The sequence below is a fragment of the Bacillus sp. Cr_A10 genome (assembly GCF_029222665.1).
GTDB lineage: Bacteria > Bacillota > Bacilli > Bacillales_A > Planococcaceae > Psychrobacillus.
The window spans coordinates 117,395-129,822 of the sequence record NZ_JARHXR010000009.1 but is presented as its reverse complement, the minus strand read 5'-3'; the positions used below and the strand labels follow the sequence as shown (position 1 = coordinate 129,822).

Genomic DNA, 12,428 nt, shown 5'->3' with positions numbered 1-12,428 from the left:
AAGGATGTCTTTAAATTATTCTAAGAAATCTTTTAGACGCTTGCTTCTAGATGGATGGCGGAGTTTTCGTAATGCTTTCGCTTCAATTTGACGAATACGCTCTCTCGTAACGCCAAATACTTTCCCTACTTCCTCCAATGTTCTCGTACGGCCATCGTCTAGCCCAAAACGTAAACGTAGAACATTTTCTTCTCTATCTGTCAGCGTATCTAATACGTCTTCTAATTGCTCTTTTAATAGTTCATAAGCTGCATGATCCGAAGGAGATTGAGCATCTGCATCCTCAATAAAATCACCTAAATGTGAATCATCCTCTTCCCCAATAGGAGTTTCTAAGGAAACCGGTTCTTGTGCAATTTTTAATATTTCTCGAACTTTTTCTGGAGGTAAATCCATTTCTTCTCCTATTTCTTCTGGAGATGGTTCACGTCCCAAATCTTGCAGTAATTGACGTTGTACTCGAATCAACTTATTGATCGTTTCCACCATATGCACTGGAATACGAATTGTTCTTGCTTGGTCTGCTATTGCACGTGTAATTGCTTGTCTAATCCACCAAGTAGCATACGTACTAAATTTGAATCCTTTTCTATGGTCAAATTTTTCTACTGCTTTAATAAGACCCATATTTCCTTCTTGGATTAAATCTAAGAATAGCATTCCTCGTCCAACATAACGTTTAGCAATACTAACAACCAGTCGAAGGTTTGCTTCCGCTAGACGTTTTCTAGCTTCTTCATCTCCTTGCTCGATACGTTCAGCAAGTGCTATTTCCTCTGATGCTTTAAGTAGATCCACACGACCAATTTCTTTTAAGTACATACGTACTGGGTCATTGATTTTAACACCAGGCGGAACACTTAAATCGTTTAAGTCGAAAGTTTCTTCCTCTTTCCCCTTCATCAAACGATCTAAATCTTCTTCATCTCCGTCTTTACGACTAAGCTCAATTTCTTTTCCTTCCAAATCATCTATAAATTCCTCAATTTGATCGGATTCTAATTCGAAGTGAGCGAGCTTCTCAGCGATATCATGATAGGTTAATTCACCATTTTTTTTACCTAATTCAATTAGTTGTTTTTTTGCTTCTTCTAATGAGATTTCAATTTCAGTTTCTTTTGTACGTTCAGACTTGTCCGCCATAAGAATTTCCTCCTTTTGCTACCGGTTTATTTCTCAAAAGCCGCTAATGATTTTTTTAATTGGATAGCTTCCTGAGCAAGTTGTAGAGCCTTAACCATATCAGTCATTTTCTCTGCTTCTTTTGCTTCGTGTAGCTTTTGTTCTATTTGCTGCTCTACCCGGTATTTTCTAATATGGCGCAAACAGTCCATGACTTCCTCTTTTTCATGATCTGGATCACGTTCTGAGAGCGCTGCTTCCATAACTATATTTCTAATATCTGCATCATTTATTACTTCTAAAAATCGTTGAAAATCTCCTTCTGGATAATCTTCATAAAATCCTGTTAACCTTACATAAGCAGCCTCATACGCATCTCGAATGAAGCATTGCTCACCATTTATACTTCGAGCAATATCAAGTACTTGTGAATTATGAAGCATATGGGAAAGTAAAATTCTTTCCGCTCGTTCATCCGCTGATAAAGTTTTTTTCTTTTTCTTCATCTCTGGATTCACTTGAAGAGATACAGGATGTTGATCTTTCGATTGCTTTGCTTTATTACCTTGTAGTTTTCTAAGATGTTGATAAATTGCTTCCTCAGAAACGTTCGTTTCCTGCGAAAGTTGTCGAATATATAAATCACGTTCTACAGAAGAATTTCTTTCACTCAGTATTTCCAAAATTTCTTGAATATACTGCAAAGTATCATTTTCATTATTAAAGTTCTTGTCTCTTTTGGAGACAATCATCATAAAAGATAAGTAGGAATGCGGTTTTTCTATAATTTTCGTTCTGAATGCTTCTTCCCCATAGTTTTTAATATAATCGTCTGGATCCATAGCATCAGGAATTATTGCGACTTCCGTTTGAATATTTTGAGCTTGTAAAGCAGATGCTGCTCTTTTAGCTGCCTCCATACCAGCTTTGTCGCCGTCATAACAAAGCGTCACATTGGATGTTAATCTATTTAGCTTTAATATATGTTGTGACGTCAAAGCAGTACCCATTGTTGCAACACCATTAGTTATACCCGCTTTTGATGCAGCTATAACATCTAAAAATCCTTCAAAGACAATAACATTGCGCTGCTTTCTTATATCTAGTCTGGCTTTATCTAAATTATAAAGTACTTGGCTTTTTTGAAATATGGGAGACTCAGGACTATTTAAATATTTTGCTTCATTTTCTGATTTATGAAGAACTCTCCCAGAGAAAGCAATAACATTACCACCTTCATCAAACACTGGAAACATAATTCTCCCTCGAAAACGATCAAAATACTTTAGTTCATTTTCTTTTCGGATAATGAGCCCAGTTTTCTCAATTTCTTGTAAATCCATACCTTTACGTTCTAAAAGCGTAGTAAGAGCATCCCAACTTGTAAGGGACCAGCCAATTTTGTACTTTTCAATGATTTCCTTTGAAAACCCTCTTTCCTCTAGGTAATTTAATGCATCTTCCCCTTCCACGGTATGAAGTAATAAATGATGAAAATAATCACTTGCAAACTCATGTGCTTTTTTCATAATTGTTACTTCTTTTGAGACTGGGGCTTTTACTTCTGAACTATCAGAGGAACTTTCTTCTATCGTTAATCCAATTCGACTTCCGAGTTTACTTACTGCATCCTGGAACGATAGATTTTCGATATCCATTACAAAAGTTATAACATTACCACCTGCACCACAACCAAAACAGTGAAATATTTGTTTTTCCTGTGTTACAGAGAAAGATGGTGTTTGTTCGCCATGAAAAGGACATAACCCAAAATAGTTTCTCCCTCTTTTCGTAAGCTGAACATATTCGCTTACTACATCGACAATATCATTGTTATTCCTAACTTGTTCGATAATCTCTTCTTCTATACGATTTGTCATTATTTCACCATCTTTACTTGCTATTTAACTTAATTCGAGAGAATCAATAAAATTCCTGCAAGAATCGACAAAATAATTCATAAAAAAAGTTTCATAGAGAATAAATTCTTTTTTCCACAAATAACAATTATAAAACAATTATTCATATTTATCTATTACTTTATTCGATAGACAATACAAAAAAACCTTTTCACAAAACGTGAATCGGTTTTATTTCTTATAATTTATTTTTGTTGAGTATGATTAATGACTTCATTTGCTGTTTCTTCTACAGCTCTATTCGTAACATCAATCACTCTGCAGCCTATTTTTTTAACAATCTTCTCAAAATGTTTTATTTCATCATTTATACGTTCTATTTTAGCATAACTAGCATCATCATTTAAACCAATTGCGATTAATCTTTCTTTTCGAATGGTATTTAACTTCTCAGGTGTAATTACCAAACCAAAGCATTTATTTGGATCAACTAAAAATAATTCTTCTGGTGGCTCTACTTCAGGAACTAGCGGAACATTTGCCACTTTGTATCTTTTATGTGCTAGATATTGAGATAAAGGTGTTTTAGAAGTTCTTGAAACGCCTATCAAAACTATATCTGCTTGCAATAAGCCTCTCGGGTCTCTTCCATCGTCGTACTTCACTGCAAACTCAATAGCTTCAATTTTTTTAAAGTAGTCCTCATCTAGTTTCCTAACTAACCCTGGCTCTTCAAAAGGTTTTTCGTTCAAGTTTTTTTCCAGTAATTGAATAACTGGACCAATTAAATCAACTGAGTCGAGTTGATACTCATTACAATATTGTATCAATGCATCACGCATCTCTTTTTGAACAAGCGTATATAAAATTATCGCATCTTGTTCTTTTGCAAGTTCAGTAATTTCTTTAATATGATCCAATGAATCAATATGAGTAAATCTTTTCAACTTTGTATGTTGAAGGCCAGGCCTAAATTGGCTAACTGCAGCTTTCGCAACTAATTCACCAGTTTCTCCAATAGAATCTGAGATAATAAATAGGTTAAGCATTTTCATAGTTTTCCCCCTCACAGATCATGGTCATCGGCTAATGATAGGAAAGCACGCGTGATATTCGTCTTCGTAATTCTTCCAACTACCTCTAAACCATCTTTTCTTTCTCTTATTACAGGTAAAGAATCAATTTGTCTGCTCATCAATTTTTTTGCTACATCTATAATCGTATCTTCTTTTAAGCAGTACGTAATATTTGGCATTCTTGTCATAATCATATGTACCGGAATTTTATTTAAATCCTGATTTCCTATACTCGTCCGTAGAAAATCTTTTCTAGAGAGTACCCCAGATAAAAGTGAATTTTTGTCTACTACGAATAGGGAACCTACATCTTCTAAAAACATATGACATATCGCATCATATACCGTCATGCTCTCTTCTACTACGACTGGTATGGATTGAAAATCCTTTACAAGCATTTGTGCAATATTATCGGATATAGCTTGACTTGTTTTCTTACCTGAGTAAAAATAACCAACTCGCGGACGAGCATCTAGAAAGCCTGCCATCGTTAAAATTGCAAGGTCCGGTCTTAATGTAGACCGAGTTAAATGAAGTCTTTCTGCAATTTGTTCACCTGTAATGGGGCCGTTTCCTTTTACAATGTCCAAAATCTCGTTTTGCCGTTTGTTGAGTTCGATTGGACTCACCGCCTCAAAGTGTTATACTTAATACTTATTAATTATATACGATAATGTCTTTTATTGCGAAGAAAACTGGCTCATGTTACAATATCAACAAATAATAAAGCGTTGAAGAGCATTATAAGTACTGTAATGATAGCGAGTGGTGATGGTGAAAGTCCACAATACAGGAAAAGGCAGCTTGGAGCTTATGCTTTTAAAGTGGATTGTAATTACAATCAATCGGGGTGGAACCGCGGGTATAAAACTCGTCCCCGGGCTATAATGGCCCGGAGACGAGTTTTTTTGCATTTACACCAAAAAAGCATTTAGAAAAATGGAGGTAATGAAATGGCATTTTCAATGGAAGAAGTAGTAAGCTTAGCTAAGCAAAGAGGGTTTGTATTTCCCGGATCAGAAATTTACGGTGGCCTTGCAAACACTTGGGATTACGGTCCACTCGGTGTGGAACTTAAAAACAACATCAAAAAAGCTTGGTGGAAGAAATTTGTCCAAGAATCACCTTACAATGTAGGATTAGATGCAGCTATATTAATGAATCCAAAAACTTGGGTAGCTTCAGGTCATATTGGAAACTTTAATGACCCGATGATTGACTGTAAAAAATGTAAATCACGTCATCGCGTAGATAAAATTATTGAAGATGCACTTGATAAAAAAGGAATCGAAATGGTTGTAGACGGCCTATCTTTTGAAAAAATGGGAGAAATCATGAAGGAACACGAGATTGTTTGTCCATCATGTGGCGCTTACGATTATACTGAAATCCGTCAATTCAACTTAATGTTCAAAACATTCCAAGGTGTAACGGAATCATCTACAAATGAAATCTATTTACGTCCAGAAACAGCACAAGGTATTTTTGTAAATTACAAAAACGTGCAGCGTTCTATGCGTAAAAAAATGCCATTCGGTATAGCCCAAGTAGGTAAAAGTTTCCGTAACGAAATTACACCTGGTAACTTCACTTTCCGTACGAGAGAATTTGAACAAATGGAATTAGAATTCTTCTGTAAACCTGGTGAAGATATGGAATGGTTTGAGTTTTGGCGTAACTACTGCCGAGATTGGTTATTAAATTTAGGTGTGGCTGAAGACAGCATTCGTTTAAGAGACCACTCTGAAGACGAACTTTCTCACTACTCTAATGCTACTACTGATATCGAATATAAATTCCCATTTGGTTGGGGTGAGCTATGGGGAATCGCTGATAGAACAGACTTCGATTTAAAACAGCATATGGAGCATTCTGGAGAAGATTTTAACTATATTGATCCAATCACGAATGAACGATATGTTCCATATTGTATCGAACCATCTTTAGGAGCAGACCGTGTAACACTTGCGTTCTTATGCGAAGCATTTGATGAGGAGCAATTAGAAGGTGATGATACTCGTACTGTTTTACGATTCCATCCTGCTTTAGCTCCAATTAAAGCAGCGGTTTTACCATTATCTAAAAAATTGTCTGAGGGAGCTACTTCCTTATTCTCAGAATTAAGTAAACACTTCATGGTAGATTATGATGAATCTCAATCAATCGGTAAACGTTACCGCCGCCAAGATGAAATCGGAACACCATTCTGTATCACATATGATTTCGATTCTGAAACAGATGGTCAAGTTACTGTTCGTCACCGCGACTCAATGGAACAAACAAGAATGCCTATTGCAGAAGTTCAATCATATATAGAAAAACAACTACAATTCTAAGTATAGAGGACATTTTTGAAAAGTATAAAATTTTCAAATGCAAAGAATATAGTTACTAAAAGCCCTACTCTTTAGTAGGGCTTTTGACAAGTTGATTTTTGAAATTCATTCATCGTAAAAATACGGATCAATAGAAAATCCAAGTGAAGAAGACTTATTCTTCCTCACTTGGATCTTTTTTTGGTGTATAAAATTCAGGAGTCTTTTCCATTTGGTCCAAGAAGGCCTGTGACTTTAATCGGATGCCTACCTGCTCACTATATATAGTGCGTACAATTTTTTTTATAAATCCCTTGGTCTCTTTTTTAAGCGAAAGCTTCCCGACTTGATCAATTGGTACTGTATAAAAAGTACGGATTAGCTTCACTTGTGAGGGCGTCAGTCTGATAATATAAGGATCGATGGAAAAACAACGATGACATAAAAAACCTATTTGTTGAAATGAAAAGGAAAATTCCCCATCCGTTGCGCCACAATTTGCACATTGATGTAAAACGGGATATATACCAGCTATCGGCAACATCTTCCATTCCACAAATAAACTAATTGCTTCTGGATCATACTCGTCAGAAATGGCTTGTAGTGCCTGCTGTAACATGTCAAAAAGTCTTGGTTTTGGTGACTCATCATCGATTAATTTATCCACTAATTCCATTATAAAGCAAGCATAAGCAGTAGTAAAAATGTCTTCTCTTATGGCTCTCATCGAATCGATAATTTCTCCCTGTTGAAGAGTTCCCATTCCCCTACCCTGCTGTACTAGAAAATAAGCATATGTAAAGGGCTGAGAAACGGACGCTAAACGACTAGTAGGCTTTTTAGCTCCACGAGCAAGTGCTGCTCTTTTTCCAAGCTCTCGAGAAAAAATTGTGACGATTTTGTCAGACTCTCCATAAGAAGAAGATCTTAAGACAATCCCTTCAACTTTTTGGAGCAATTGTCTTCCCTTCCTTCTGTGCTTATAAGATTAATTTGATTAAATCAATACTCATCTTCTCTAAAGCCATAATCTCTTAAATGAGTAGATTTATTACGCCAATCTTTTTGTACCTTTACCCATAGTTCTAAGAATACTTTTGTACCTAGTAGCATTTCAATATCGTGACGTGCTCTAGTTCCAACTTCCTTGAGTAAGGCTCCTTTTTTCCCAATGACAATCCCTTTTTGCGAATCTCTTTCCACGATTATCGTTGCCATTACACGAATCATGTCTTTCTCGGTATCTTCTTCTTTTTTTATTTTATCGATAACTACTGCAATAGAATGTGGAATCTCTTCCCTAGTTAAATGCAGGACCTTTTCTCGAATTAATTCTGAAATAATAAACCGTTCTGGATGATCTGTCACTTGGTCCGCCGGATAATATTGAGGACCTTCAGGTAAATATTTTTGAACAGTTTCAAGTAGTCTTTCTACATTATTTCCTTGTAAGGCAGAGATTGGAATAATCTCAGCAAAGTTGTATTTATCTTTATACGATTCAATAATTGAAATTAAATCGTCTGGATGAACTTGGTCAATCTTATTGATAACTAGAAAAACCGGCGTTTCATTATTTTCAAGCATTTCAATAATAAATTCATCGCCTTTTCCAATTGGTTCCGTTGCATTTACCATAAACATGATCACATCTACTTCACGTAGTGTATTTTTGGCGACTTTCAACATAAAATCTCCAAGTTTGTGTTTTGGCTTATGAATTCCTGGCGTATCAATAAAAATCATCTGACTTTCATCTAACGTCAATACACCCTGTACCTTGTTTCGAGTAGTTTGAGGTTTATCACTCATAATAGCGATCTTTTGGCCGATTACTCTATTTAAAAATGTTGATTTACCTACATTTGGTCTTCCAATAATTGAGATAAACCCTGATTTGTAGCCTTTATTGTTTTGCTCCATATTCCATGTCCTCCGTTGTAAATGCACCCGGTAATAGTTCTGCAACCGTTGTTTCAAGCACATGTCCATTTAAATTTGTTAAATATACAGGCATATCTCTTTCACAGAATTCCACCAGTACTTGTCTGCATGCACCACATGGTGATACAGGGCCTTCGGTATCCGCTACCACTGCAATAGCGGCAAATTTTTTCTTTCCTTCAGAAACAGCTTTGAATACAGCTGTTCTTTCTGCGCAGTTTGTTAGACCGAACGATGCATTTTCAATATTACAGCCATGAATTACTTCCCCATCTACTGTTAAAAGCGCTGCTCCAACCGGAAACTTCGAATATGGTACATACGCTTTTTCTCTTGCAGCTTTAGAAGCTTCCATTAACATTTCTTTATTCATCTTTTCACCTCTAGAATAGTATTCCCCACCACTTAGGGACAAATATCATCAACCCGACAACTGCGCTACAAATAGCGTAAACTAGGCATGCACCTGCAGCTAAGTCTTTCGCTTGTTTAGCAAGTTCATGATAGGCTGGTGATGCTAAATCGACAACTCGTTCGATTGAAGCGTTTAATAATTCTACCATGAACATGCCACAAATTAACATAATTATGATTATCCATTCATTTTTAGATAATCCAGTTGTTATACTTACTATAAATACTACGATTGCAGCAAATAAATGAAATCGAAAATTTTGTTCACTTTTTAAAACATGTAAAATTCCATTGGAAGCATATATAAATGATTTTATAAATTTACGACTGTCCATGGCCTTCACGTTTCAATCCAAAAGCCTGTAGTATCGTTTCCTGTATGCCAAACATTTCTTGTTCTTCCTCTCTTGTACCATGATCGTATCCAAGTATATGTAAAAAACCATGGACCGCTAGAAAACAAAGTTCTCTCTCAAATGTATGACCGTAAGAAGCAGCCTGTTCACTTGCACGTTCTACTGAAATGATTATATCACCTAAAAGAGTAGGAATATCAGCATTTTTTATCTCTATTTCTCCTTCACCCATTTCCTCCATCGCAAATGATATTACGTCAGTAGGAACATCTTTATCTCTGTACGTACGATTAATTTCTTGAATAGCATCGTTCGTTACAAACGTTACACTTACTTCGCTTCCATTCTTTACAGCCTGCTGATCAGCCGCAAATTGCAATACCTTTTCAACCAATTCGATTGTTTGTTCTGATAATGTATTTGTCTCATCCATTAAATCGAGTTCTAGCATAGTCGTTCCACCTTAGTTTTTATTTTGGATATTCTATTCGTGAATGGAATATCCCATTCAAAGTTGTACAAAAACTTTCTTCCATTTTCTTAATCTCACGCAAAGATAAATCACATTCATTAAATTGTCCATCTTGTAACTTATCTTTAACAATAGATTGTATTAATGCCTGTATTTTATCTGAGTTGGGCTCTTTCATAGACCTGACTGCCGCTTCTACACTATCTGCAACGGAAATAATAGCATTTTCCTTTGTTTGTGGTTTTGGGCCTGAATACCTGAAATCTTCTTCGCTTACCTTATCATTTTGTTCTTTTGCTTTATAATAAAAGAATTTTAGAAGACTTGTCCCATGGTGTTGCTCAGCAACATCAATAATTTCTTTCGGCATCTTATGCTTTCGTAAAATATTTGCCCCATCTATAGCGTGTGCAATAATAATATCACGACTTGCCTCAGGGGGTAAATTATCATGCGGATTATAGCCGTTGATTTGATTTTCTATAAAAAAACCTGGTCTTTTTGTCTTGCCAATATCATGATAATAACAACTTACTCTTGCTAGTAAACCATTTGCCCCTATAGCTTCACATGCCGCATCTGCTAAATTGGCAACCATTACACTATGATGATAGGTTCCTGGTGTTTCGGTTAAAATTTTCTTTAGTAGTGGATGGTTCGGGTTAGATAGTTCAATTAACTTCATAGTTGATAGAATACCAAATAAGGATTCAAAAAAAGGTAATATCCCTATTGTTAATGCCCCAGATAGTATTCCTGATAATATTGCAGCTCCGAAATAAAAGAGTAAATCTCCTATCCCATACGTCGTTTTAGTCATGAGCAAGTAAAAGAGAATAAAAATTAAGTTAACCGAGGCAACGATTAGACTTGAACGTAAGATTTGTGAATTGTTGCTCATTTTTTGTAACGCAAAAATGCCTGCTATTCCACCAAATAAAATATACAAGGATACTTCCATTTGAAATACATTTGTATACCCCTCTTGAAATATGAATCCAGCATATGCAGCAATTATGATAGTAGATATAAAAGCCATTCGTTCATTTACAAGTAGGTAAACTAACATAGATACAATTGCTGTCGGAAAAATAAATGCAATGACAACATCAAAATTATAGGCAACAAACTGCAACACTTTCATCATTAATATAGAAATAAGTAAACTAAACAAAACAACTAATAACGATTTTGAATTTTCTTTCGTTTTTTCTTTTCTATTTACAGTTTGAACATACAAAACCCACATAGTCAAAATGACAAATAATGCCACACCAATAATTGGTTTGTATGAGGATTTGTTTGTTAACATTCCTAGTAATTTTATTTGCCTATAAACTTCTCTATCTATTATTTCTCCTTTTTGTACAAGAATTTGACCTTGTAAAATTCTAATCGGTTCGACACTAGCTTTTGCCTGCTCTATGCGAATTTCTGTTTGTTCTTCATTTTCAATTTCAGTTTCTACAATACTTGACCGAGCCATCGATGACAAAACATTCATATAGTTATTTGAATATTTTAATGAGGCCCTTACTTGATCTTCTATTTCTTTTTTCTTATCAGAAACGTTTTCTAATCGAACTGGTTGATCCAACATATCCTTCACAAGGGTGCTAATGGTTTCACTTGATTTTTCAAGAACTGCTGGACTTTGCCCCAATAAAGTTGTTAATGCCTCATCATTTAACTGCACCATACTTGCATTATCAACAATTTTATCTATTTCCTTTTTCAATTTTTCTAGCTGGCTTGTTCTATTTTCTACTTCTCCCTCAGGAATCACTTCTTTTTTAATTTCAATGACACTATCAAATATGGAACTGATGATGGCAGCTTGGTTGTCTGCAGTTTCTTCTTGAAATTGATAATATGGTTGAATCTCTGCTGCTACCCTATCACGTTCCTCTTCTGTTTTAACGGTATCTTCTATCGTTTTAACTGCACGAATAGTTTCTGGAGATAACTGAAACTCTTTAATATCATATGTATTTTCCTTCACATTGCCAATCAATAAAAAAAACATAATTATAGCCGTAATAAAAATAATAACTAATGGGAGATGCTTATAATTACTCCATTCCTTCATTTTTAATAAAATTGAATTCATAACATATTCATCACCCTTCTAAATGGTACATTCATTATACCTTATTTATTGTATGTTTTAAAAATAATTCCAAATTTAAGCATTATGGAAAGTGAAATGTCCTTTTTGTTTTTATCAAAAAATCGGATTCAACAACTTATAGTGTACAGCCGGATGTGCGCTTGCCGCGCGCTTCGCATGAGTCGCTCCTTCGTCGCTCGTCCTTCCTTTACGGAGTCTCATTCTTCGCGCTCCTGCGGCGTGTAAGGCGCACATCCTAGAAATAAGCCGATGAAATAGATACAATTCAATGAAAAAGAAAGTTTACATCCTTTTTTAAGAATTGTTGTTCAGTAATCTAATATTAGAATAAAGAGACTACACTGGCATTCGCGCCTTGCAAGCCTCATGACGTGGAGGGCACTGAAAAAAAGCATATTATCTCTATGGCACAACGATATTGTAAATCCCCTTGTATGGACTACTTAAATTGAAGGTTTCTTGGGTTGAAATCATGGGGAACACCTGCCTATATTTCCTTTAATTTATTTGTAAGCATACAATAGTTGATTGAAGTGGAAGGCGGCGACTCCAGCCGGAATAGCATGAGCTGAAGACCCTGGACTGAGCGTAGCGAGGGAAGCGGCTGAAGCCATGCCGGCGGAAAGCGTCCGCCTAGAACGGAAATCAACGGGGCCTATATAAAAAACTAGAATCCGTAAAGTATATATATAACCCAATAAAAAAGGGATACCTTCGTACCTTGCCATCCGCATTAATA

11 protein-coding genes are annotated in these 12,428 nt (G+C 35.6%); 1 reads left to right on the top strand and 10 read right to left on the bottom strand.

The features are described from left to right. Positions 1-15: 15 nt before the first annotated feature. From rpoD to ccpN, 4 genes are all read right to left on the bottom strand, one after another. Positions 16-1,143, bottom strand: coding sequence for an RNA polymerase sigma factor RpoD (gene rpoD / locus P2Q73_RS07560; RefSeq protein WP_053588854.1), 1,128 nt, complete (start codon positions 1,141-1,143; stop codon positions 16-18). 26 nt (positions 1,144-1,169) lie between these two features. Then, positions 1,170-3,002: a DNA primase gene (dnaG, locus tag P2Q73_RS07555; RefSeq protein ID WP_056831662.1), complete on the bottom strand. Its 1,833-nt coding sequence runs from the start codon at positions 3,000-3,002 to the stop codon at positions 1,170-1,172. Between the two features lie 224 nt (positions 3,003-3,226). Beyond that, positions 3,227-4,036: a pyruvate, water dikinase regulatory protein gene (locus P2Q73_RS07550; protein ID WP_275785496.1), complete on the bottom strand. Its 810-nt coding sequence runs from the start codon at positions 4,034-4,036 to the stop codon at positions 3,227-3,229. Positions 4,037-4,047: 11 nt separating this feature from the next. Beyond that, complete coding sequence (gene ccpN, locus P2Q73_RS07545; RefSeq protein ID WP_053588851.1) at positions 4,048-4,686, bottom strand: transcriptional regulator CcpN; 639 nt, start codon at positions 4,684-4,686, stop codon at positions 4,048-4,050. Positions 4,687-5,010: 324 nt separating this feature from the next. Here ccpN and P2Q73_RS07540 point away from each other — a divergent pair, with 324 nt between their 5' ends. Next, positions 5,011-6,393: a glycine--tRNA ligase gene (locus P2Q73_RS07540; RefSeq protein ID WP_275785493.1), complete on the top strand. Its 1,383-nt coding sequence runs from the start codon at positions 5,011-5,013 to the stop codon at positions 6,391-6,393. Between the two features lie 154 nt (positions 6,394-6,547). Here P2Q73_RS07540 and recO read toward each other — a convergent pair whose 3' ends face one another. From recO to P2Q73_RS07510, 6 genes are read right to left on the bottom strand one after another with little or no spacing between them, the layout of a single operon-like run. After that, entirely contained in the window at positions 6,548-7,330 is a 783-nt protein-coding gene (gene recO, locus P2Q73_RS07535; protein ID WP_275785491.1) for a DNA repair protein RecO, read from the bottom strand. Positions 7,331-7,374: 44 nt separating this feature from the next. Further along, positions 7,375-8,295, bottom strand: coding sequence for a GTPase Era (era, locus tag P2Q73_RS07530; protein ID WP_056831653.1), 921 nt, complete (start codon positions 8,293-8,295; stop codon positions 7,375-7,377). Further along, positions 8,279-8,689, bottom strand: a complete 411-nt coding sequence (locus P2Q73_RS07525; protein ID WP_053588847.1) for a cytidine deaminase — start codon at positions 8,687-8,689, stop codon at positions 8,279-8,281. Before P2Q73_RS07525 ends, era begins: the two co-directional genes overlap by 17 nt. 10 nt (positions 8,690-8,699) lie before the next feature. After that, a complete protein-coding gene (locus P2Q73_RS07520; protein WP_275785486.1) occupies positions 8,700-9,065 on the bottom strand; it encodes a diacylglycerol kinase family protein in 366 nt (121 codons plus the stop codon). Next, complete coding sequence (gene ybeY / locus P2Q73_RS07515; protein WP_275785483.1) at positions 9,052-9,537, bottom strand: rRNA maturation RNase YbeY; 486 nt, start codon at positions 9,535-9,537, stop codon at positions 9,052-9,054. The genes P2Q73_RS07520 and ybeY overlap by 14 nt, the downstream gene beginning before the upstream one ends. A 19-nt stretch (positions 9,538-9,556) precedes the next feature. Beyond that, on the bottom strand, positions 9,557-11,668 hold the full coding sequence (locus P2Q73_RS07510; protein ID WP_275785480.1) for an HD family phosphohydrolase: 2,112 nt from the start codon (positions 11,666-11,668) through the stop codon (positions 9,557-9,559). Positions 11,669-12,428: the final 760 nt, after the last annotated feature.

What these genes read in the sequence shown, in the direction of transcription:
- rpoD (WP_053588854.1), bottom strand. Translation starts at nt 1,143, where the DNA reads ATGGCGGACAAGTCTGAACGTACAAAAGAAACTGAAATTGAAATCTCA.
- dnaG (WP_056831662.1), bottom strand. Translation starts at nt 3,002, where the DNA reads ATGACAAATCGTATAGAAGAAGAGATTATCGAACAAGTTAGGAATAAC.
- P2Q73_RS07550 (WP_275785496.1), bottom strand. Translation starts at nt 4,036, where the DNA reads ATGAAAATGCTTAACCTATTTATTATCTCAGATTCTATTGGAGAAACT.
- P2Q73_RS07540 (WP_275785493.1), top strand. Translation starts at nt 5,011, where the DNA reads ATGGCATTTTCAATGGAAGAAGTAGTAAGCTTAGCTAAGCAAAGAGGG.
- era (WP_056831653.1), bottom strand. Translation starts at nt 8,295, where the DNA reads ATGGAGCAAAACAATAAAGGCTACAAATCAGGGTTTATCTCAATTATT.
- P2Q73_RS07525 (WP_053588847.1), bottom strand. Translation starts at nt 8,689, where the DNA reads ATGAATAAAGAAATGTTAATGGAAGCTTCTAAAGCTGCAAGAGAAAAA.
- P2Q73_RS07520 (WP_275785486.1), bottom strand. Translation starts at nt 9,065, where the DNA reads ATGGACAGTCGTAAATTTATAAAATCATTTATATATGCTTCCAATGGA.
- ybeY (WP_275785483.1), bottom strand. Translation starts at nt 9,537, where the DNA reads ATGCTAGAACTCGATTTAATGGATGAGACAAATACATTATCAGAACAA.
- P2Q73_RS07510 (WP_275785480.1), bottom strand. Translation starts at nt 11,668, where the DNA reads ATGAATTCAATTTTATTAAAAATGAAGGAATGGAGTAATTATAAGCAT.